Raw genomic sequence first — 20,404 nt, 5'->3', positions numbered from 1 at the left:
ACACTCGATACGTCAAGACCTACGACTGGAGAGTGATGGTGATGGGCACCACTAGTGCGCCGCGCGACAGGCTGGTCGAGACCGCTTCGCGGCTGTTCTACGCGGAGGGCATCAAGGGCGTCGGCGTCGACCGCATCCTCGCCGAGGCGGGAGTCACACGGGCAACCATGTACCGCCATTTCGCAGGCAAGGAGGCACTCGTCGTTGCGTACCTCGATCGGGAAGATGCGACAATCCGCGGTTACTTCGATGCGGCCACCACGGCCGGGGGATCCCCGGGCGAGCTTCTCGGGGCGGTGATCGAGGGTATTGCGACCGATGCGACGCGGTACCACACCAGGGGCTGTCCGTTCATCAACGCCGCTGCTGAGTATCCAGATCCCGATGGCTCGGTTCGACAAGTGGTGCGACGTCACCGCGAATGGTTCCGAGCCTCCTTGAGCGCACTCTGCGACGCGGCGGGCATCGCAGACTCCGACACGGCTGCCGCCGAGTTAGTTCTGCTTCGTGACGCCGCGTTGGTCGGTGTCTATCTCGATGGCGACGGCGTGATGACGGCATTTCGTTCGGCTGCCCAGCGCTCCATCGGACTCGACTGAGTCGAATCACTGCCGACGTCGGATTCCGAACCCGATGAGCAACCGAATCACACGACAGAAGTCCCATCACGGCCCCACCGAACTATCGCTCGGTATACGATCTCGCATGAGATGTCGATCACAATTGATATCGTCCGTATCCCGAGTCATCGAGGAGATAGCCGTGTTCCCAGGAACCATCGCCGCCACCACACCCGACAAAGCCGCCGTCGTCGACGCTGCCACCGGAACCGCCCTCACCTATCGCGAACTCGATGACAACTCCGCGCGCTTGGCGAACCACCTCGACGAACTCGGGCTACGTCCTGGCGACACCATCGCGATGGTGTCGCGCAACAACCTTCACATGTTCGAGGTGTACTGGGCAGCGATCCGCAGTGGCCTCTACGTCACCGCGATCAATCATCACCTGACCGCGGACGAAACCGCCTACATCCTCACCGACAGCGCGGCGAAGGTGCTGTTTGCCGATGCCGCTGTGGCAGAAGCGGTCTCGACGAGCGGCGATATCGCAGCGCTTGCCGAAACAGGTCATCGCATCGCGTGGGGTGGGGTCATCGATGGCTTCGAACCCTACGACGACGTGTTGGCGGCAGCACCGGACACACTGCGTACCGACGAACCCCGCGGCACCGACATGCTCTACTCGTCGGGAACCACGGGACGCCCCAAGGGGATTCGCACACCGCTACCGGATGGCTTGGTCGCAGAAGTCCCCGATGCGTACACCGCGATCTTCAGCCCGCTGTACGGATTCGACGCCGAGAGTGTCTACCTATCCCCAGCGCCGTTGTATCACGCTGCGCCACTGCGCTTTTGCGGCGTCACCAATTCTGTCGGCGGCACCGTGGTGTTCATGGACCACTTCGAGCCGGAGGAAGCGCTGAGTCTCGTCGAGGAGTATCGCGCCACGCACAGCCAATGGGTGCCGACGATGTTCATCAGGATGCTCAAGTTGCCCGCGGATATCCGCGACAAATACGACGTGTCGAGCCTGAAGGTGGCGATCCACGCCGCAGCCCCGTGCCCCGCCGAGGTCAAGCGCGCGATGATCGAATGGTGGGGTCCGGTGATCCACGAATACTACGCATCGACCGAGGCCGCGGGCGCGACGTTCATCGGCCCCGAGGACGCGCTGACGCATCCCGGTTCCGTCGGACGAGCGGGCATGGGCGTCATCAGGATCTGCGACGACGCCGGCGACGAGATGCCCGTCGGCGACGTCGGCCTCGTGTATTTCGAGCGTGAGACACCCGCTTTCGAGTACCACAACGACCCGGGCAAGACGGCGTCGGCGTATCACCCGAAACACCCGACCTGGGCCACAACAGGCGATATGGGCTACGTCGACGATGAGGGTTTCCTCTATCTCACCGACCGCAAGGCGTTCATGATCATCACCGGCGGCGTCAACATCTATCCCCAAGAAGCCGAGAACGTTCTCATCAACCACCCGGCCGTCTACGACGTCGCCGTGATCGGTGTGCCCGATGACGACCTCGGCGAGGTCGCCAAAGCGCTCGTGCAACTCGATCCGGCGTACGAGGCCTCGCAGACGCTTGCCGACGAACTCCTCGACTTCGCAAGCGATTCGCTTGCGCGGTACAAGGTTCCACGCTCGGTCGATTTCGTTGTAGATCTGCCTCGTACACCCACCGGCAAGCTGGTCAAGGGCGAACTCACGAAGCGGTATGCGGCGTCGAGATGAGCAGTGGTCGCCGTCGAACGCGTGAATGACACCAGATAACGCGTCGATAACGGTTCTTCGCGCGTGTTAACGATCCCCCTCCCGATTCGGACTCATCAGACATCGGGGGTCACACAGTGATCCGATTCGGGTCGGGGAGATCGCGAGTCCGCTCATGCGTACCGTCACACATTTCCGTTCTTTCTCGAGCACACTCATCGTCGTCGCGGCGTGCCTGTCTCTCGGGGTGGGTGGTGCCCACGCCGACGTCGACACGACCGCGCCGTCGGTAACCACCCCATCCACCACCGCACCGACAACCACGACGCCGCCGACGACAACACCGCCAACAACAACCACGCCGCCGACAACCACCCCGCCCTCGTCATCGACCCCACCGAGCACACCCGCGAGCACCGAAACATCCACGCCCACAAGCCCTATCGCGTATGGGTCCGTGATGATCAATGCCGTGCTCGACGGCGCGCACGACGGGGTCAACGGCGTGTTGGTTCGCCTGGTCGCGGTCAACCCTTACGTCACGACCTTGCCCGCTACCGTGCAGTCCCCGACCGGGACGGTGAGTGTCCTTGTGCTCGAAGTACCCGCGGGACTGACGCTCGTGGGGCCGTCGTCGTTCAACATTCCACTCGAGCGTGGTCGGGACATCATCTACACGATCCACTTCACCGCAAAGGGCACGTCAGGTCCGGGAACAACGAATCCCGGACCCTCGGCTCCCGGCCGTGATCCGGGCGCACGCACTCCGCTGAGCTCGATTCCCTCGGGGCCCGTCTACCGGCCGTAAATGCACCGCCACGTACAGGCCGTACGACGCGTGAATGATTTCCGCCCGCCGACGGCCGCAGGCGATAACGAATCGATTGGCCTACCCGACTTCACGGGTGTCGGGGCCGTCCACCCCACCGAAAGGCTCACTCCCATGTCGAATCGATCACCCAAGCACCACACCAGGTTCCGCACTCCGCGGACACGCACCGCAGCCCTCGCAACGGGGATGCTTCTCAGCCTTGCGATGGCTCCCGCGGTCGGCTGGGCGGATACCCCGTCAACGTCGTCGACCACCGTGGCACCCGCCACGACCGCTGACCAGCCGACGACGCAGGCGCCCCCAACCACGACACCCGCCACCACCGATCCGTCACTCCCGAGTTCGTCGGCACCGAGCACCTCCGCGCCCGGGCCGTCGACGACCGTCGAAGCGCCGACATCGACAACCCCGAGTTCTCCGACCACTCCTCCGGAGTCCGGGACCGCACATCTCTATGTCACATCGTTCATCCCATATCCCGGCGGGATCACGCCGGTGCAGGGCGCTCGGGTACGTCTCACCAACAACGAAACCGGCGCGGTGACGATGGTGACCGCCCCCGCCGATCTGACCCTGAACGTGGGAACCTACAGCTACGAGACGATCAGCTGGCCCGACGGGTTGAGGCTGATTTCGGGAAGCGGCACAGTCGAACTCGGACTGCTCGGCAACCACATCCAGATTTCCTTCGCGCGCGCCGACGACGGCGGAGATCGCACCGGAACCCTGCAGGTGGTCAAGGCCGACAGAGTCACCGGCGCCAAGCTGCCGGGGGCGAGCTTCATCGTGTCCACATGCTCCGGAGACGTGCTGGGGTGGGAAACCACCGGCGAAGGCGGCGTGGTCAACCGTGAGGTGGCACCGGGCTGCTACCGCGTCAAGGAGACGGCGGCACCGAAAGGCTATGTGTCCGAGGGCCGCTCGTACTCCGTCGACGTGTCCACCGACAAGGTGTCGACGGTGACGGTCTACAACACCCCCGTCGACCACGTGACCGACCGCAATCCGTCGGGCAGGACATCGCTGTCGTCGATTCCGTCGGGACCGGTGGATCGACCATGAAGACCACGCCGATACGCACACTGTTCTGCCTGCTGGCTCTGAGTCTGACGCTTCTCGTCGGCTGCTCGACACGCACGAGCGAATCGTCCGTGGCAACACCGTCTGCGCAGACCCAGCTACCCGCACCCGTTGCCGCACGCACCGACGAGCCGGCCGCACCGAAAAGTATTGAGGTCGGCGGTGATTCCGCTGTCACCGATGCGGTTGCGACGGATACGACCGGTGCGCTCCTGCCGCCACAGGACGTCCATCGTCTCGGCTGGTGGGTCGATTCGGCGTTACCCGGATCGGGCAAGGGCACAATCGTCGTGACCGGGCACGTCGACGAGGCCTCGCAGGGGCGTGGCTTCGCCGCCCGGTTCAGTTCTCTCGCACCGGGAACCGATGTCGCGGTCACCACAGCGAAGGGTGAGACCGTCCACTACCGGGTGCGTAACGTCCAGAAGGCCGATAAGGAGAAGGGCTTTCCCGCAGAGGAACTCAACCGCCTCGACGGTCCGGAAACCCTCGCCCTCGTCACGTGTGGCGGGGCGTTCGTCGGTCCCCCGCTCGGTTACGCCGACAACATCATCGCGTGGGCGACGCGAGCATGAACGGCCGATTCGTCCGTGTGACAACGACTCTCACGGTTGTCGGCGCAATGGCGCTCGCCGGAATCGTCGGAGCGTCGGCGGCCGCCTCGGCCACACCCGGTTCGGGAACGTTCACCGTGACGACGCGAGACCAGCAACCGAGTCGATCCATCGGAACCGGCGTCGAACGCAACGGCGGATTCGACGACGGGTCTGGCCAACTGCGGATCGCAGTGCGCGACCGCATCGACGGCCACCCGCTGCCGGGCGCGCGGTTCGCGATCACGACGTGCGCCGGGCAATCCCGTGGGTCAGGTGTCACCGATGCACAGGGACTGCTGATTCGTTCGCTGCCGACGGGCTGCTACCGCGCTCGCGAGGTAGCAGCTCCCAGCGGATACATCGCGAACGAGGCGTCGGGAACGATGCACGTCGAGTCCGATGCCACCGACCATCACGAGATTCTGGCCACTCCCGTCGGTCACGTCAGCACGCGGGACGTCGGCAAGCGCGTGCAGTTGTCGGGCATCGTGGCTGGACCGACGGAGCGGCCCTGATGCTGCCGAGGCCTCGCCTACTTGATCACCCACTGATCCGTCGGTGTGCCGGCGGGCAGCGTGTAGCGGCCCGCCCCGGCCAGGTAGTCGTCGAGGAACACCGATCGGCCACCCGCGGTTGGTGGCCACCTGTGGGCATCGATGGGCAGAGACAACGTTCCACCGGTCACCGTGACCGTCGCACTGCTGCCCGACGGCAGATAGAGCTCGGAGTTGGTGTTCACGATGCGGATGCCGAGTCGGTGCCCGGGCGCCAACACCCAGTCGTTGGGGAGCAACCGGAATGTCGTCGTCGCGGCGCCGCGTTCGAGAACCGATGCGGCACGGGTGATCCGAGTCGCCTGCCCGGATGGGGGGAGATCGTAGAGGTCGACAACCAGATGCGCGCCCGCCTGAGCAGTCGTTGTGCGCACCGACACCTGCGGCGCACCCGAGATGCGGACGGCCCTGCTGACCGGCGCGCTGACCCGCCACAGTCCCCGGTTGCGATCGAGTCCCGACGGCGCCGAGATCGCTGAAGCCTGGGTTCCGTATGAGCCGACTGCTGTGACGCCGTCACGATAGCTTCCGGTCGGAAGTGCGACCGTCTGCGTGGACGTCTGCATCGGCCACGACGGCTGCGCACGCCACGACCCGGTGTTGTCCTCCACGACGATGGACGGATCGCTTGCGACGTCAGTGCCCTTGAGATACCTGTCGTACCAGCGCATCACCTCGGCGAACCATCCGGGTCGCCCCATCGCCAGTCGCCCGTCGGCGGCGGTCTCGTTGCCGCGCACGTGGTCCCACATGCCCAGCCACGCCCTCGTCGGAGCCTTGCGCCCGGCGATCGTCTCGTACAACCCGTCGGGCCACGTGTTGTTCTCGATCAGGCCCTGGGTGAGAAACAGCGGCACCGGCGAGTCGTGGGCGGCCTCGGCGAAGCCCCGCTCCCGCCAGTACGACGAGTTGTGATCCGAATCGGCCATCTGCGCTGATGCGTTGCGCGACAAGCACTCCGGATGCTGGAGCTCATACAGCGAGGACTTCATGTAGCGCGCGTCGTCGCCGAACGGCACCCCCGACGCCGAGGCAATCTGGTCGTACCAGATCCCCATGTAGAGCGAGTTCAGGTAGCGCACACCGTTTTGATACAGGTAGCGATAGCCGTCGTACATCGGCTCTTGCGCGACCACCGCACGCAGCCCCTTCGGGGCCAGTGCCGTTCCCATAATCCCGGTGTTGCCATCGTAGGACTTGCCGTACATGCCCACAGCGCCGGTCGACCACGGCTGACTCGCTGCCCACTCCACCGCTGCGCGCACGTCGGCCTGCTCACCCGGCCCGTCATAATCCAGGCATCCCGTACTCCCTCCGAATCCTCGGAGGTCGACCATCACGTAGGTATACCCCTTGCGCATGAGGTCACCCTGGGTGACCAGATCGGAGAATCTGTCGTTCGGCTGTGCGGGCGGAAGGGGCTTATAGGTGAATCCGTCAAGCGCACCGGCGACGCCACCGGAGCCCGAATGATTGAAATACGGACTGACACTGAGGATTACGGGCGTCTTCGCGCTTGCGGACAGGTGCGCGGGCCGCAAGATGTCGGCGTGAAGGACGGTGCCGTCCTTCTCGGGGATGTAGGCCTGCGACCAATGCGCCCCCGGCGCCCAGGCGACATTCTCGGACTGCATTGGGGCCGCCTGGGCGGCTCCGGTCGGCACCACGAACCCTGCGGACACAGTCAGCGCGGCGATCGCCGCGACGAGCCACGAACGGCGACGATGCGCCGCCGTCACCGGACCTCCCCGAACCGTGCAGCGAGGAAAAGGATGAGCGATCGCAAAGGTTGCCGCACGGACGCAGTACTCCTAGGTGAGGTGGATGCCGGGCGCTCACATGAATGATTCGTGACGCTCAGACAAACCTCGCACGGCTAATGAAGATTGGCAGTGCGTCCACGCCGCTTGGGCAGCGATTCACCTCACAGCAGAGATGGGAGCGCAATCACGACGAGCAAGAGGAAGTGATCTGCGCGTCACGCGAGCTCGATGAGCTCCTGGTACTCGTCGCTCCAGTGGTCTTCGGTGCCGTCGGGCAGCAGAATCACGCGTTGCGGATCGAGCGCCGCCGCGGCACCGGGGTCGTGAGTAACGAGGACCACGGCGCCGGTGTAGCTGCGCAGGGCGTCGAGCACCTGCTCGCGCGAGATCGGGTCGAGGTTGTTGGTCGGCTCGTCGAGCAGCAGCACGTTGGCCGCCGACGACACGAGTCCTGCCAGCGACAGTCGCGTCTTCTCGCCACCGGACAGCGTGCCTGCGGGTTGGTCGAGCTGAGGTCCGGTGAACATGAAGGCACCGAGCAGGCTACGAAGATCCTGTTCGCCTGCGTCGGGCGCGGCGTGCCGAATGTTCTCCCACACCGTCGCCATGTCGTCGAGGGTGTCGTGCTCCTGCGCGAAGTAGCCGATCTTGAGTCCGTAGCCGGGCTCCAGCGAACCCGTATCCGACGCCTCGACACCGGCGAGCACCTTGAGCAGGGTGGTCTTACCCGCACCGTTGAGTCCGAGCACGACCACACGACTGCCCTTGTCGATCGCGAGGTCGACGCCGGTGAAGATCTCGAGCGAGCCGTAGGACTTGCTCAGTCCCGACGCCATCAGCGGAGTCTTGCCACACGCCGCAGGCTCCGGGAAGCGAATCCGGGCGGTGCGGTCGGCCACCTGCTCCTCGTCGAGGGAATCGATCATCCGATCGGCACGCTTGAGCATCTGTTGTGCCGCAGTGGCTTTCGTGGCCTTGGCGCCGAGCTTTGCAGCCTGTGCGCGCAGCGCGGACGCCTTCTTCTCCGCATTGGCGCGCTCACGCTTACGACGCTGCTCGTCGGTTGCGCGTGCGTCGAGGTAGCGCTTCCAGCCCATGTTGTAGACGTCGGCCTCGCCGCGGACGGCGTCGAGGAACCACACCTTGTTGACCACGTCGGCCAGCAGGTCGACGTCGTGGCTGATCACCACGAGTCCACCCTCGTGGTTCTGCAGGAAGCTGCGCAGCCAGGTGATCGAGTCGGCGTCGAGGTGGTTGGTCGGCTCGTCGAGGAGCAGCGTCGTCGCAGATTTGCCCGAACCGTCGGAGGCTGCGAACAGGATGCGGGCGAGCTCGATGCGACGGCGCTGTCCGCCCGAGAGCGTGCGCAGCGGCTGGCCGAGTACGCGATCGGGCAATCCGAGGCTGTTACAGATGCGCGCGGCCTCGGACTCGGCGACGTAGCCGCCGAGGTCGGAGAAGCGCTCTTCCAGACGCCCGTAGCGTGCGACAGCCTTGTCGCGCACCTTGTCGTCGGCGGCCTCGGCCATCAACGCCTGCTGCTTCTCCATCTGATGCATGATGTCGTCGAGGCCACGCGCCGACAGCACTCGATCGCGGGCGACGACGTCGAGGTCGCCTTCTTTGGGGTCCTGCGGCAGATAGCCGAGATCGCCGGTCCTGGTCACCGTCCCGGCGTAGGGTTCGGTCTCGCCCGCGAGAATGCGCAGCGAGGTCGTCTTACCTGCACCATTGCGGCCGACGAGGCCGATCCGGTCGCCGGGTTGAATACGCAGAGCTGAGCCGGGCGCCGACAGCAGGGTCCGAGCGCCCGCTCGAACTTCCAGGTCGGTCGCGGTGATCACGACGGTCCAGTCTACTGTGCGCCGGCCCGTGGTTTTTCCTCCCCGGGCGGCCGCGACTTCCTCACGTCGCTCGATACGGTGGCAGGGTGACCGAACGCACAGCTGAACCCACCGGAATGTTGCCGACACCCGATCTCACCGGGCGATCCGCACTCGTCACCGGCGCGAGCCGCGGCATTGGATTGGCCATCGCCACCGAACTCGCCCGTCGAGGCGCCACGGTGGTCATCACCGGCCGTAAACCCGAACCGCTGCAGCAGGCAGCCGAGTCGATCCGGACTGCGGTTGACGGGGCGAAGGTCGACATCTGTCCCGGCAACACCGGCGACGCCGCTCATCGGGCCGACGCCGTTGCGACCGCGGTGCGGCTCGGGGGCGGAATCGACATACTGGTCAACAACACGGGAATCAACCCGACGTATGGGCCGCTCGTCGACGCCGATCTCGACGCGGTACGCAAGATCTTCGACACGAACGTGGTCGCCGCCCTCGGGTTCGTGCAGGAGGCCTATCGGGCGGGCATGGCCGAATCAGGAGGAGCTGTGCTCAACATCGCCTCGGTCGCCGGAATCCGCTCCACCGGGGTCATCGCCGCCTACGGCGCGTCGAAAGCCGCGTTGATCCGCCTGACCGCGGAGCTCGCGTGGGAACTCGGACCCAAGCAGATCCGCGTCAACGCGATCGCGCCTGCCATCGTCAAGACGAAGTTCGCCGACGCACTCATCGCGGGCGACAACGAAGAGCGCGCGATTGCCGGCTATCCGCTGCGGCGACTCGGTAACCCGGAAGACATCGCGCAGGCTGCCGCCTTCCTCGTCAGCGACAACGCGTCGTGGATCACCGGTCAGACCTTGCAGGTCGACGGCGGACTGTTGGCCACCGGATCGATGTGACCGTGTCCCGTTCGGCGGTGGTCGTGGGTGGCGGTCCGGCGGGCAGAGGCCTGGCCCATCGCCTGCGCCACCACGGGGTGGATACCACTCTCGTCGATCCCCACCCGGACAGGGCGTGGCACGCCACCTATGCGGCATGGACCGACGAACTGCCGAACTGGTTGAGCGACAACGCCATAGCAGCGCAGACCGACGCCGTGCAGGTGTCTGCGCGGACCCGTCACCACATCGCGCGCGGATACACAGTTCTCGACAATGTCGCTCTCGCAACCGAATTGGACCTCGGCGGGATATCTCTCGTGACATCGGCAGCGACGTCGGTGTCCGCTGATCGGGTGGTGTGCGCTGACGGCTCGGTCGTGCAGGCCGATCAGATCATCGACTGTCGCGGTGCGCTGCCGCATGACGCCCCGTACCAAACCGCGTTCGGAATCGTCGTCGACGCGAAGGACGCGGCGGCGGTACTCGACGGCGCCGACACGCTACTGATGGAGTGGGCGAGTCCCCGCCGACTCGGTGCCGCAGGCTCACCACTTCCGTCGTTTCGCTACGCCGTGCCGCTCGCTGATGGGACTGTGCTGCTCGAAGAGACCTGTCTCGCAGGGCATCCCGCGCTGTCGATCCCAGAGCTCGAACATCGTCTCCGGGTGCGGTTGGGCGACCATGAGCCGACCGCGCTCCGCACCGAGGTGGTGAACTTCCCGCTCGTCGGCGCGTCGACGACGCCGTGGAGAGACTCGGTTTTCCGGTTCGGCGCGGCGGGCGGGATGAAGAATCCGACGACGGGCTACAGCGTCGCCACCTCGCTGGCCTGTGCCGACGACGTCGCGACCGCGATTGCGGACGGCGCCGACCCCGCAGCGGCCCTGTGGCCGACGTCGGCACGTTCGGTGCACGAACTCCGAATCCGCGGTCTGTCGGCGCTGCTGGATCTCTCGGCCGAGCAGACCCTCGACTTCTTCGACGCCTTCTTCACCATGCCGATCGACGCCCAACGCAGTTACCTCAGCGAGCGTGACAACCTCCCGGGCACACTCGAGGCGATGGGCCGCGTGGTGAAGGGCGTCGGTATGCGAACCGGGATGGCCATCGCGCGCGGTGCGGCGACCGGCCACAGCTGGTCCGACGTCTGAGCTGTCAGTCGAGCGGTGCCGTCAGGTACTGCTGAATCGTCGCTCCGACGCTGTTCACCAGGACCTGCGCGGGAATGTCTGTGGTCAGTGGAAGCTCGAGAACCTTGCGGCTCAACGCCAAACCGAGGACCTGACCGGCAATCAAACCCGTGCGTGTCGGCGCCTCGTCCTCATCGGAAACCACGGCAGTAACCATGGGCAGCATATGCGCCTCGACGATCTCCACCACCCGATCCCGCGCCACCGGGTCCGTCATTGCACTGCGGAGCAACACGCTGAGCAGATCGCTCGAAGCACCGTCGTCCCAGATGCGCAGGAAGTGTTCGACAACTGCTCGACCGCGTTGCTCTTCGGGCAACACCGATAGGTCCGGGACCTCGACGTCGACGGTGGTCGCGGCGGTGAACAGGCCCCGCTTGTCGCCGAAATAACGAATCACCATGGACGGGTCTATGTCTGCATCCTGCGCGATGGCCCGCACGGTGGCACCGGCAAATCCGCTGCGCGCGAAGTGTTCTTGTGCCGAGGCGAGAATCGCGGCACGGGAGCGCTGCGCTCGCTCCTTCTTGGTCGGCCGCTCCCTGTTGGTCGCCGTCGGGGGTTGCATGATCCCCAGTCTAGCGAGTTATGATCAACACGTGTTGGCCAACAGGTGTTGACCAGCTCTCGCACAGATCCTCACACCATCAAGGAGAAGGTCATGTTGCCCGAGAACATCGACGTGCTGATCGTGGGCGGAGGCCCGACCGGACTTGTCGCCTCGACAGTCCTGACACGCGCGGGACGCGACGTACTCACCCTCGACGAACAACCCGAAGGGCACAACGCCTCCCGGGCCGCGGCCATTCAGGCACGGACAATGGAGATCCTGCAGGAGCTCGGCGTCGCCGACACTCTCGTGGACGAGGGCGTCGTGGTCCCCTACTTCACGTTCCGCAACCGCGAGAAGCTGCTCAACGGACTGCGATTCGCCGATCTCGACACGCGGTATCCGCACGTGACCACGATCCAGCAGTGGCGGACCGAAGAAGTACTCACCGAGAACCTGCACCGACTCGGTGGTCACATCACCCGCGGATACAGGGTCACCGGACTCGACGAGACAGCGTCCGGCATCGACGTCCATGTCGATGGACCTGACGGCCTCGAGACCGTACGAGCCCGGTTCGTCGTCGGAGCCGACGGCACGCATTCGGTGGTCCGCGAATCGGCTGGCATCGAGTTCGTCGGAGGCGACTATCCACAGTCTTTCGTACTCGCCGACGCCGAGTTCGACGAGTGGCCGCTGCGCTTCGACGAGGTGCAGAACTTCTTCTCCCCCAACGGAATCGTCGTGAGTGGTCCTTTGCCCGAGGGCCGCCGTAGGGTGCTGTTCACGTGGCCGGAGGAGGTCGACGACGTCGACGTTGCCCTCGTGCAGAACGTGCTCGACACTCGCGGTCCACGGGGAGCGAGAGTCTCGCGCATCGCTTGGGGATCCCAATTCCACGTTCATCACCGCATCGCCGAGCACTTCCGGAAGGGCCACATCTTCCTCGCGGGTGACGCCGCACATGTGCACAGCCCTGCCGGCGGACAGGGCATGAACCTCGGCATCCAGGATGCCTACGAACTCGGCCTGGTGCTCGCGGCAGCGCTCTCGCCCACTCCCACAGTGCATCTCGACACGTACGAACACCGGAGGCGTCCGATCGCTGCGTCGACCGTGCTGCTGACCAACCTGATGACGACCGCATCGGTTGCCGAGAATCCGGTGGCGATGAAGATCCGAGACCTCGCCATGAATGCGATCGGGCATCTGCCACCCGCCCGAAAGCAGATGGCGTTGCACATGGCAGAGCTCGTGGCGTGATCATGGCGACGACACTCACCGGACTGCACCACCTCAAGTTCCCGGTCACCAACCTCGAGCTGAGTATCGACTGGTACACAAGGGTTTTCGACGCCACCCACATCACGAGATTCGACCATTACGATAGGACCGGTCATCGCTACGCCGTCGTGATCTCGATTCCCGGTATCGCGGAACTAATCGAACTGCGACTTGATCCCGCTGCGGCGCAGGGAATCGCGGGCTTCGATCCGGTCACCTTCGGCGTGGTCGACAATGCCGCGCTGCAGCAATGGATCGAACACCTCGACCGACTCGGAGTGCCGCACAGCCCACCGATCACCGGCTACATCGGGCAGGTCGTTCGCCTCTCCACACCGGATGGCATGACGATTCAGATCTACACGGATCCGGCAGACGGATTCGAGTCGGCCATGTTCGACCGCTCCATCATCGTGCAGCCGGTCGCCGGGCACCGAATCACCGACTCCCCCGCCTGAGCGACCGCCACTGCTCGACGATCTCGTCAACGTCGACGACGTGGGCAGTGACGACCGACGGCAGCCCCGCCCGCGTGGTCAGATGTGCTTCGCGCACACGGCGATTGAAGTCGGCCAGGATCTCGCGCACTGCTGATTCGTCGGCGATGTCGGCCAGGGAATCGGGAAAGCCTTGCGCCTCCTTGCGGAGTTGCAGCGAAGCGGGCAGCAGGGCCGTCGAATCGAGTCCTTCGTCGCGGATCTTGCGCTTGACCCACCAGTCGGGGTCGTCGGTATCGGAGAGGTCGAGCGGCTTGCCCATGCCCGGCAGGTTGTCGAACTCGCCGCGCTCGGTGGCCTCGCGGATCATCTTCTCCACGCGCGTTTCGTACGTGGGCGGCTTCCAGCGGCGGACACGACGAAACCGTCCTTCGGGTTCGTCCATATGTCCAGTCACCGTGTCCCCGCGTCTCCGTGTCTCCGACGGCTCAGACAGTGAATCCCAACGCGCGCAGCTGCTCGCGGCCGTCGTCGGTGATCTTGTCGGGGCCCCACGGCGGCAGCCACACCCAGTTGATCTCCAACTCGGTGCACAAGCCGCTGCCGATGAGCGCTGCGCGTGACTGGTCCTCGATGACGTCGGTCAGCGGACACGCCGCCGACGTCAGTGTCATGTCGATCTTGGCGACGGCGTCGTCGGTGATCTCGATGCCGTAGACGAGTCCGAGATCGACGACGTTGATACCGAGCTCCGGGTCGACGACGTCGCGCATCGCCTCCTCGACGTCCTCGAGTTGGGGCAGCGAGGTGCTCGGTGCACTCACGGGTGACTGAGCTGCGGGTGTCTGAGCTGCGGGGGTCTCGACCGGGGGCGTCTCGACTGCCGGAGTCTCTGCCAAAGGCTGTTCGGTCATGGGGCTTCCACCTGTTCTGATTCACGTTCTTCCACCGACTGCGCCAGGGCGTCCTTGAACGCCATCCAGCCCAGCAGTGCACATTTGACGCGTGCCGGATACTTGCTCACTCCGGCAAACGCGATGCCGTCGCCGATGACGTCTTCGTCGCCCTCGTCGGAGCCGCGGGAGGTCATCATCGCGTTGAACGATGCGACCGTCGCCAAGGCGTCGTCGACGCTGGCGCCCTCGAGCTGGTCGAACAGCACCGATGTCGACGCCTGCGAGATCGAGCAACCCTGCCCGTCGTAGGAGATGTCGGTGACGGTATTGCCGTCGTCGGAGAGCGCGACGCGCAGGGTCACCTCGTCACCACACGTCGGGTTGACGTGATGGACCTCGGCGCCGAACGGCTCGCGCAGCCCGCGCCCGTGCGGGTGCTTGTAGTGATCGAGGATCACGTCCTGATACATCTGCTCCATACGCATGTCAGGCGACTCCGAAGAACTTCTGCGCCTTGACGATTGCCGCGGCGAGAGCGTCGACCTCGTCATGCGTGTTGTAGACCGCGAACGACGCACGGGCCGTCGCCGCAACATCGAAACGTCGGTGCAGCGGCCATGCGCAATGATGTCCGACGCGGATCGCGACACCCTCGTCGTCGAGGATCTGCCCGAGGTCGTGTGCGTGAATGCCGTCGACGACGAACGAGACTGCACCACCGCGGTTTTCGGTCGTCGTGGGTCCGACGATGCGCAGTCCCTCGATCTCTCCGAGCGAATGCAGTGCGTGCTCGACGAGCGAATGCTCATGCGCGGCAACAGCATCCATCCCGATTGCCGACAGATAGTCGACGGCCGCACCCAATCCGACGACCTGCGAGGTCATCGGCACGCCTGCTTCGAACCGCTGAGGCGGATCGGCGTAGGTGGTTGCCTCCATCGTGACGGTCTCGATCATCGATCCGCCGGTGATGAACGGAGGCAGCGCAGCAAGAAGCTCTGCCTTGCCGTACAGCACACCGACACCCGACGGTCCGAGCATCTTGTGCCCGGAGAACGCCGCGAAATCGACGTCGAGCGCACGGAAATCGACTGGCATGTGCGGAACCGACTGGCAGGCGTCGAGCACGACGAGCGCACCGACAGCACGAGCTCGGCGAACCAACTCGTCGACGTCGGCCACGGCACCGGTCACGTTGGACTGGTGCGTGAACGCGACGACCTTCACGGTGTCGTCGAGCTCGAGTGAATCGAGGTCGATGCGGCCGTCGTCGGTCACGCCGTACCAGCGCAGGGTCGCGCCGGTACGTCGGCATAGCTCCTGCCACGGAACGAGATTCGCGTGATGCTCGAGTTCGGTGATGACGACTGTGTCGCCCTCGCCGAGTTGTCGACCACCGAACAGCGGTGCGCTGCGGTCGTCGCCGAGCGTGTAGGTGACCAGGTTCAGCGACTCGGTCGCGTTCTTGGTGAACACCGTCTCGGGTGCGGTGACACCCACGAAGGCGGCGATCTTCTCGCGGGCGCCCTCGTAGTCGTCGGTGGCCTCCTCTGCGAGCTGATGCGCGCCACGATGCACCGCGGCGTTGTGGGTCGTCAGGAACTCACGCTCGGCATCGAGCACCTGGACCGGACGCTGCGAGGTCGCACCGGAATCGAGGTAGACCAACGGCTTTCCGTCGCGCACCGTGCGGGACAGAATCGGGAAATCGGCACGGATGGCGTCGACGTCGAGCGTCGAAGCCTTGTCGGCCACGGTCTCCGTCGACATGGCTCAGCCCGCCGCAGCAGCCGTCGTGAAGCGGACGTAACCGTTCTCTTCGAGCTCGTCGGCCAGCTCGGGCCCACCGGATTCGACGACCCGACCGTTGACGAACACGTGCACGAAGTCCGGCTTGATGTAGCGCAGGATTCGCGTGTAGTGCGTGATCAGCAGGATGCCGCCGTTTTCCTCGGCCTTGTACGTGTTCACGCCCTCGCTGACGACGCGCAGCGCGTCGACGTCGAGGCCGGAGTCGGTCTCGTCGAGGATTGCGAACTTCGGCTTGAGCAGGTCTAGCTGCAGGATCTCGTGACGCTTCTTCTCGCCACCGGAGAAGCCCTCGTTGACCGAGCGCTCGGCGAACGACGGATCGATCTCGAGTGCGGTCATCGCCTCCTTGGTCTCCTTGACCCAGTGGCGCAGCTTGGGAGCCTCGCCACGGACGGCGGTCGCCGCGGTGCGCAGGAAGTTCGACATCGAGACGCCGGGAACCTCGACGGGGTACTGCATCGCGAGGAACAGACCTGCGCGGGCGCGCTCGTCGACGCTCATCTCCAGCACGTCCTCGCCGTCGAGGGTGATGGTGCCGCTGGTGACCTTGTACTTCGGGTGGCCTGCGATCGCGTAGGAGAGCGTCGACTTGCCGGAGCCGTTGGGGCCCATCAGTGCGTGGGTCTCCCCCGACTTCACCGTCAGGTCGACGCCTTTGAGGATGTGGATCGGCTCGGCGTCGGTGTCGGACTGCGCGACGTCGACGTGCAGGTCACGGATTTCGAGTGTGCTCATGTGGCTTTCTTTCTGGGGCTGGGTGATCTCGACAAGCTCGATCAGCGGGTTCGGGGCTCGATCGGCGGGTTCGGTGATCTCGACAAGCTCGATCAGCGGGTTCGGTCTCGATCAGCGGGTTCGGTCTCGATCAGCGGGTTCGGTCTCGATCGGCGGGTTCGGTCTCGATCAGCGGGTTGAAGCTCGATCAGCGGTCCACGCGCGATCAGGCGCCGGAGATCTCGAGTTCGTGTTCGATGGCGGCGGAGAGACGTTCGCGCAGTTCGGGCACCGTGATCTTGGCGATGACCTCGCCGAAGAATCCACGGATGACGAGGCGTCGGGCCTGGTCTTCCGGGATGCCGCGGGCCTGCAGGTAGAACAGCTGCTCGTCGTCGAATCGGCCGGTGGCGCTGGCGTGGCCTGCGCCGACGATCTCGCCGGTCTCGATCTCGAGGTTCGGCACCGAGTCGGCACGCGCGTTGTCGGTGAGCAGCAGGTTGCGGTTGAGCTCGAACGTGTCGGTGCCCTCGGCTTCCGGACGGATCAGCACGTCGCCGATCCAGACCGTGTGCGCCTCACGACTGCGGTCGCCGGACGGATCTCCTTGCAGCGCACCCTTGTACACCACGTTGGAGCGGCAGTTCGGCTGGTTGTGGTCGATGAGGAGTCGCTGTTCGAGATGCTGTCCGGCATCGGCGAAGTACAGACCCCAGAGTTCGACGTCGCCGCCCGGCGCCGCGTAGCGGACCAGCGGTGAGAGGCGGACGAGGTCGCCGCCGAGGCTGATCGCGAAGTGACGCAGCACGGCATCGCGACCCACCTTGATGTGGTGCGTTGCGACATGCACGGCGTCGTCGGCCCAGTCGTGGACGTTGACGACGGTCAACGCTGCCTGGTCGTCGACGATGAATTCGACGTTCTCCGCGTAGGTTCCGCTGCCCTTCTGGTCGAGGACGACGACCGCACGCGCGAAGGGCTCGAGGCGGATCTGCACGTGACCGAACGCCGTCTTGTCGACGCCGGGGCCCTCGAGTGTGATCACGATCGGCTCGCCGACCTCGACCTCGCGGGCGACGGTGATGACCGTAGCCTCGGTGAACGACGAATACGCCTGCGCCGCAATGCGATCGAACGGCACTCCACCCTGACCGAGTCGCTTGTCGTCGCGTCCGACGGTCTCGACGGTGACGCCGTCACCTGCGCCGGTGACCGAGACAGTTGCCTGTCCGTCGGCCGTCGCGCTGCCGTCGTGCAGACCGCGCAAGCGTCGGAACGGGGTGAATCGCCACGCCTCTTCACGTGAGCTGGGAACCTCGAACGCCTCGACGTCGAATGAGGTGAACAACTCACCCTTGTTGACGGGCGCGACTGTGCTGCCCGGAACCGAGACCGGGATTGTCGGATCAGCCATCAGCCGACGGCTCCTTCCATCTGGAGTTCGATGAGGCGGTTGAGTTCGAGCGCGTACTCCATCGGGAGTTCCTTCGCGATGGGCTCGACGAATCCGCGCACGACCATGGCCATCGCCTCGTCCTCGGTCAGTCCGCGACTCATCAGGTAGAAGAGCTGATCGTCGCTGACCTTGGAGACGGTGGCCTCGTGACCCATCGTGACGTCGTCCTCGCGGATGTCGACGTACGGGTAGGTGTCGCTACGACTGATGGTGTCGACGAGCAGTGCGTCGCACTTCACCGTCGAACGGCTGCCGTGCGCACCGTTGTTGACCTTGATCAGACCGCGGTACGACGCTCGTCCGCCGCCGCGTGCCACCGACTTGGAGACGATGTTGCTCGAGGTGTGCGGCGCGAGGTGGACCATCTTCGATCCGGTGTCCTGATGCTGACCCTCACCGGCGAATGCGACGGAGAGCACCTCGCCCTTGGCGTACTCGCCCGTCAGCCAGACTGCCGGGTACTTCATCGTGACCTTCGAGCCGATGTTGCCGTCGATCCACTCCATCGTGGCGCCCGCCTCGGCCTTGGCACGCTTGGTGACCAGGTTGTAGACGTTGTTCGACCAGTTCTGGATGGTGGTGTAGCGGCAGCGTCCACCCTTCTTCACGATGATCTCGACGACGGCGGAGTGCAGTGAGTCGGTCTTGTAGATCGGTGCGGTGCAGCCCTCGACGTAGTGCACGTAGGCACCCTCGTCGACGATGATCAGCGTGCGCTCGAACTGGCCCATGTTCTCGGTGTTGATCCGGAAGTAGGCCTGCAGCGGGATGTCGACGTGCACGCCCGGGGGCACGTAGATGAACGAACCGCCCGACCAGACCGCGGTGTTCAGCGCGGAGAACTTGTTGTCGCCCGCCGGGATGACCGATCCGAAGTACTCGCGGAAGAGCTCGGGATGCTCCTTGAGACCGGTGTCGGTGTCGAGGAAGATCACGCCCTGCTGCTCGAGGTCCTCACGGATCTGGTGATAGACCACCTCGGACTCGTACTGCGCCGCGACGCCTGCGACGAGACGCTGCTTCTCGGCTTCGGGGATGCCGAGCCTGTCGTAGGTGTTCTTGATGTCTTCGGGCAGGTCGTCCCAGGAAGCGGCCTGCTTCTCGGTCGAGCGCACGAAGTACTTGATGTTGTCGAAGTCGATGCCGTCGAGCTCGGCACCCCAGTGCGGCATGGGCTTGCGGTCGAAGATGCGCAGCGCCTTGAGGCGGTTCTCGAGCATCCAGTCCGGTTCGCTCTTTTTCGACGAGATGTCGGCGACCACGGCGTCTGAGAGTCCACGCTGCGCGCTCGCTCCTGCGACGTCGGAATCGGCCCACCCGTATCCGTACGTGCCGAGTGAGGCGATGGTCTCCTCTTGGGTCAATGGAGCCTGTCCATCTGTAACTGTCATCGCTGGGCCTTTCGACTCGTCTGCTTCGGGTCGGCGACGGCGTCATTGCCGGGCTGGTTGTCGCCGATCATCAGGGGGACATGCGTTGTACACGCGCAATCGCCGTTGGCGATCGTCGCGAGACGTTGTACGTGCGTACCGAGAAGCTCGGTGAACGCCGCGGTTTCTGCCTCACAGAGTTCGGGGAACTCAGCCGCGACATGTGCCACGGGGCAGTGATGTTGGCAAATCTGGACGCCGGAGCCGACCAATCTGGTGTTGGCGGCGTAACCGGCGCTGGTGAGAGCGTCGGCGATCTCTTCGACGGTGTCGGCGACCGAGCCGGACTCCGCTACGGGACGTACCCCGTCGACGATGCCCTCGATCCGGTCACGTGCGAACTCGCCGATCGCTTCCTCACCGGCGATCTCGCGGAGCTTGCGCATGGCTGCCCCGGCGAGGTCGTCGTATGCGTGTTGAAGCTTTCCGCGACCGGTCGCCGTCAATTGGAACCACTTCGCAGGCCTGCCCCGACCGCGCTCACCGCCCCGGCCGAAACCGGGCGAGGCGTGTTCGGCATCACCGGCATCGACGAGCGCGTCGAGATGACGACGCACGCCTGCTGGACTGATACCCAACCGCTCGGCGATCTCTCCCGCGGTCAGTGGCCCGTCTTCGACGAGCAGCGACACCACGGCAGCACGCGTCTGCCCGTCGGCGTGCATGGCTCCTGGATCGGCGACCACACCGGGACGGGCGCTGTCGGCAGACAGCACTGCATCACTCCGCATGGTTTTCACAACGCCAGTGTGACGTAATTACTTCCCCGCTTCCAGCAAGGGTGACCTAAGCGGTGACTCGGGTG

The 20,404-nt window shown here is 65.1% G+C and carries 22 protein-coding genes; 10 read left to right on the top strand and 12 right to left on the bottom strand.

Annotation, left to right across the window (positions count from 1 at the left end):
- Nucleotides 1-41 precede the first annotated feature (41 nt).
- Together A5788_RS08230 and A5788_RS08225 are read left to right on the top strand one after the other, a co-directional pair.
- Nucleotides 42-599, top strand: a complete 558-nt coding sequence (locus A5788_RS08230; protein WP_082938156.1) for a TetR/AcrR family transcriptional regulator — start codon at nucleotides 42-44, stop codon at nucleotides 597-599.
- A 163-nt stretch (nucleotides 600-762) separates the two neighbouring features.
- Entirely contained in the window at nucleotides 763-2,307 is a 1,545-nt protein-coding gene (locus A5788_RS08225; RefSeq protein WP_064870771.1) for an acyl-CoA synthetase, read from the top strand.
- Nucleotides 2,308-2,373: 66 nt separating this feature from the next.
- Here A5788_RS08225 and A5788_RS23800 read toward each other — a convergent pair whose 3' ends face one another.
- Complete coding sequence (locus A5788_RS23800; RefSeq protein ID WP_064870772.1) at nucleotides 2,374-2,715, bottom strand: hypothetical protein; 342 nt, start codon at nucleotides 2,713-2,715, stop codon at nucleotides 2,374-2,376.
- A gap of 31 nt (nucleotides 2,716-2,746) precedes the next feature.
- Here A5788_RS23800 and A5788_RS08215 point away from each other — a divergent pair, with 31 nt between their 5' ends.
- The 4 genes from A5788_RS08215 (at nucleotide 2,747) to A5788_RS08200 (ending at nucleotide 5,309) form a co-directional block, all read left to right on the top strand.
- Nucleotides 2,747-3,094 carry a hypothetical protein gene (locus A5788_RS08215; protein WP_231894374.1) on the top strand — a complete coding sequence of 116 codons (348 nt, stop codon included), beginning with the start codon at nucleotides 2,747-2,749 and terminating at the stop codon, nucleotides 3,092-3,094.
- A 135-nt stretch (nucleotides 3,095-3,229) separates the two neighbouring features.
- Nucleotides 3,230-4,180, top strand: a complete 951-nt coding sequence (locus A5788_RS24280) for an MSCRAMM family protein (RefSeq protein WP_231894375.1) — start codon at nucleotides 3,230-3,232, stop codon at nucleotides 4,178-4,180.
- The gene (locus A5788_RS08205; protein ID WP_005202809.1) at nucleotides 4,177-4,773 is read left to right on the top strand and encodes a class F sortase; all 597 of its coding nucleotides are present in this window, start codon (nucleotides 4,177-4,179) and stop codon (nucleotides 4,771-4,773) included. The genes A5788_RS24280 and A5788_RS08205 overlap by 4 nt, the downstream gene beginning before the upstream one ends.
- On the top strand, nucleotides 4,755-5,309 hold the full coding sequence (locus A5788_RS08200) for an MSCRAMM family protein (RefSeq protein ID WP_231894376.1): 555 nt from the start codon (nucleotides 4,755-4,757) through the stop codon (nucleotides 5,307-5,309). The genes A5788_RS08205 and A5788_RS08200 overlap by 19 nt, the downstream gene beginning before the upstream one ends.
- Before the next feature lie 17 nt (nucleotides 5,310-5,326).
- Here A5788_RS08200 and A5788_RS08195 read toward each other — a convergent pair whose 3' ends face one another.
- Together A5788_RS08195 and A5788_RS08190 are read right to left on the bottom strand one after the other, a co-directional pair.
- On the bottom strand, nucleotides 5,327-7,087 hold the full coding sequence (locus tag A5788_RS08195; RefSeq protein ID WP_005202806.1) for a CocE/NonD family hydrolase: 1,761 nt from the start codon (nucleotides 7,085-7,087) through the stop codon (nucleotides 5,327-5,329).
- 239 nt (nucleotides 7,088-7,326) lie between these two features.
- Entirely contained in the window at nucleotides 7,327-8,955 is a 1,629-nt protein-coding gene (locus A5788_RS08190) for an ABC-F family ATP-binding cassette domain-containing protein (protein WP_005202799.1), read from the bottom strand.
- Between the two features lie 116 nt (nucleotides 8,956-9,071).
- On the opposite strand from A5788_RS08190, the gene A5788_RS08185 reads away from it, so the two are divergent.
- Both A5788_RS08185 and A5788_RS08180 read left to right on the top strand, forming a co-directional pair.
- Nucleotides 9,072-9,848 carry an SDR family oxidoreductase gene (locus A5788_RS08185; protein ID WP_039854571.1) on the top strand — a complete coding sequence of 259 codons (777 nt, stop codon included), beginning with the start codon at nucleotides 9,072-9,074 and terminating at the stop codon, nucleotides 9,846-9,848.
- On the top strand, nucleotides 9,845-10,981 hold the full coding sequence (locus A5788_RS08180; protein WP_197494639.1) for a lycopene cyclase family protein: 1,137 nt from the start codon (nucleotides 9,845-9,847) through the stop codon (nucleotides 10,979-10,981). Before A5788_RS08185 ends, A5788_RS08180 begins: the two co-directional genes overlap by 4 nt.
- Before the next feature lie 4 nt (nucleotides 10,982-10,985).
- On the opposite strand, the gene A5788_RS08175 is transcribed toward A5788_RS08180, so the two are convergent.
- The gene (locus A5788_RS08175; protein ID WP_005202793.1) at nucleotides 10,986-11,588 is read right to left on the bottom strand and encodes a TetR/AcrR family transcriptional regulator; all 603 of its coding nucleotides are present in this window, start codon (nucleotides 11,586-11,588) and stop codon (nucleotides 10,986-10,988) included.
- Between the two features lie 93 nt (nucleotides 11,589-11,681).
- On the opposite strand from A5788_RS08175, the gene A5788_RS08170 reads away from it, so the two are divergent.
- Together A5788_RS08170 and A5788_RS08165 are read left to right on the top strand one after the other, a co-directional pair.
- Nucleotides 11,682-12,833 (top strand): FAD-dependent monooxygenase, encoded by a 1,152-nt coding sequence (locus A5788_RS08170; RefSeq protein WP_005202792.1) that lies wholly within the window; start codon nucleotides 11,682-11,684, stop codon nucleotides 12,831-12,833.
- Nucleotides 12,834-12,835: 2 nt separating this feature from the next.
- Nucleotides 12,836-13,312: a VOC family protein gene (locus A5788_RS08165; protein WP_039854566.1), complete on the top strand. Its 477-nt coding sequence runs from the start codon at nucleotides 12,836-12,838 to the stop codon at nucleotides 13,310-13,312.
- On the opposite strand, the gene A5788_RS08160 is transcribed toward A5788_RS08165, so the two are convergent.
- The 8 genes from A5788_RS08160 to A5788_RS08120 form a co-directional block, all read right to left on the bottom strand.
- Nucleotides 13,293-13,661 carry a J-domain-containing protein gene (locus tag A5788_RS08160; protein ID WP_005202788.1) on the bottom strand — a complete coding sequence of 123 codons (369 nt, stop codon included), beginning with the start codon at nucleotides 13,659-13,661 and terminating at the stop codon, nucleotides 13,293-13,295. The genes A5788_RS08165 and A5788_RS08160 overlap by 20 nt on opposite strands.
- Before the next feature lie 118 nt (nucleotides 13,662-13,779).
- Nucleotides 13,780-14,205 (bottom strand): metal-sulfur cluster assembly factor, encoded by a 426-nt coding sequence (locus tag A5788_RS08155; RefSeq protein WP_064864423.1) that lies wholly within the window; start codon nucleotides 14,203-14,205, stop codon nucleotides 13,780-13,782.
- Complete coding sequence (sufU, locus tag A5788_RS08150) at nucleotides 14,202-14,672, bottom strand: Fe-S cluster assembly sulfur transfer protein SufU (RefSeq protein WP_005202785.1); 471 nt, start codon at nucleotides 14,670-14,672, stop codon at nucleotides 14,202-14,204. The genes A5788_RS08155 and sufU overlap by 4 nt, the downstream gene beginning before the upstream one ends.
- 1 nt (nucleotide 14,673) lies before the next feature.
- Nucleotides 14,674-15,957: a cysteine desulfurase gene (locus A5788_RS08145; protein WP_005202783.1), complete on the bottom strand. Its 1,284-nt coding sequence runs from the start codon at nucleotides 15,955-15,957 to the stop codon at nucleotides 14,674-14,676.
- A gap of 3 nt (nucleotides 15,958-15,960) precedes the next feature.
- Nucleotides 15,961-16,734, bottom strand: a complete 774-nt coding sequence (gene sufC / locus A5788_RS08140; RefSeq protein ID WP_005202779.1) for a Fe-S cluster assembly ATPase SufC — start codon at nucleotides 16,732-16,734, stop codon at nucleotides 15,961-15,963.
- Nucleotides 16,735-16,939: 205 nt separating this feature from the next.
- Nucleotides 16,940-18,127, bottom strand: a complete 1,188-nt coding sequence (gene sufD, locus A5788_RS08130; RefSeq protein WP_005202777.1) for a Fe-S cluster assembly protein SufD — start codon at nucleotides 18,125-18,127, stop codon at nucleotides 16,940-16,942.
- Nucleotides 18,127-19,560 (bottom strand): Fe-S cluster assembly protein SufB, encoded by a 1,434-nt coding sequence (sufB, locus tag A5788_RS08125; protein ID WP_005202775.1) that lies wholly within the window; start codon nucleotides 19,558-19,560, stop codon nucleotides 18,127-18,129. The genes sufD and sufB overlap by 1 nt, the downstream gene beginning before the upstream one ends.
- Nucleotides 19,557-20,330, bottom strand: a complete 774-nt coding sequence (locus A5788_RS08120; protein ID WP_051993727.1) for a helix-turn-helix transcriptional regulator — start codon at nucleotides 20,328-20,330, stop codon at nucleotides 19,557-19,559. The genes sufB and A5788_RS08120 overlap by 4 nt, the downstream gene beginning before the upstream one ends.
- Between the last annotated feature and the right edge of the window lie 74 nt (nucleotides 20,331-20,404).

Origin of the sequence: Gordonia sp. 852002-50816_SCH5313054-c (assembly GCF_001665925.1) — a bacterium.
GTDB lineage: Bacteria > Actinomycetota > Actinomycetes > Mycobacteriales > Mycobacteriaceae > Gordonia > Gordonia jacobaea.
The sequence above is the reverse complement of the archived record's forward strand: the minus strand, read 5'-3'. Positions and strand labels throughout refer to the sequence as shown.

Bases quoted from the DNA above. Each gene is read 5' to 3' on its own strand.
- A5788_RS24280 (WP_231894375.1), top strand. From the start codon at position 3,230: ATGTCGAATCGATCACCCAAGCACCACACCAGGTTCCGCACTCCGCGG.
- A5788_RS08155 (WP_064864423.1), bottom strand. From the start codon at position 14,205: ATGACCGAACAGCCTTTGGCAGAGACTCCGGCAGTCGAGACGCCCCCG.
- A5788_RS08215 (WP_231894374.1), top strand. From the start codon at position 2,747: ATGATCAATGCCGTGCTCGACGGCGCGCACGACGGGGTCAACGGCGTG.
- sufU (WP_005202785.1), bottom strand. From the start codon at position 14,672: ATGCGTATGGAGCAGATGTATCAGGACGTGATCCTCGATCACTACAAG.
- sufD (WP_005202777.1), bottom strand. From the start codon at position 18,127: ATGGCTGATCCGACAATCCCGGTCTCGGTTCCGGGCAGCACAGTCGCG.
- A5788_RS08170 (WP_005202792.1), top strand. From the start codon at position 11,682: ATGTTGCCCGAGAACATCGACGTGCTGATCGTGGGCGGAGGCCCGACC.
- sufB (WP_005202775.1), bottom strand. From the start codon at position 19,560: ATGACAGTTACAGATGGACAGGCTCCATTGACCCAAGAGGAGACCATC.
- A5788_RS08175 (WP_005202793.1), bottom strand. From the start codon at position 11,588: ATGCAACCCCCGACGGCGACCAACAGGGAGCGGCCGACCAAGAAGGAG.
- sufC (WP_005202779.1), bottom strand. From the start codon at position 16,734: ATGAGCACACTCGAAATCCGTGACCTGCACGTCGACGTCGCGCAGTCC.
- A5788_RS08165 (WP_039854566.1), top strand. From the start codon at position 12,836: ATGGCGACGACACTCACCGGACTGCACCACCTCAAGTTCCCGGTCACC.
- A5788_RS08160 (WP_005202788.1), bottom strand. From the start codon at position 13,661: ATGATCCGCGAGGCCACCGAGCGCGGCGAGTTCGACAACCTGCCGGGC.
- A5788_RS08120 (WP_051993727.1), bottom strand. From the start codon at position 20,330: ATGCGGAGTGATGCAGTGCTGTCTGCCGACAGCGCCCGTCCCGGTGTG.
- A5788_RS08145 (WP_005202783.1), bottom strand. From the start codon at position 15,957: ATGTCGACGGAGACCGTGGCCGACAAGGCTTCGACGCTCGACGTCGAC.
- A5788_RS08230 (WP_082938156.1), top strand. From the start codon at position 42: ATGGGCACCACTAGTGCGCCGCGCGACAGGCTGGTCGAGACCGCTTCG.
- A5788_RS08205 (WP_005202809.1), top strand. From the start codon at position 4,177: ATGAAGACCACGCCGATACGCACACTGTTCTGCCTGCTGGCTCTGAGT.
- A5788_RS08185 (WP_039854571.1), top strand. From the start codon at position 9,072: ATGTTGCCGACACCCGATCTCACCGGGCGATCCGCACTCGTCACCGGC.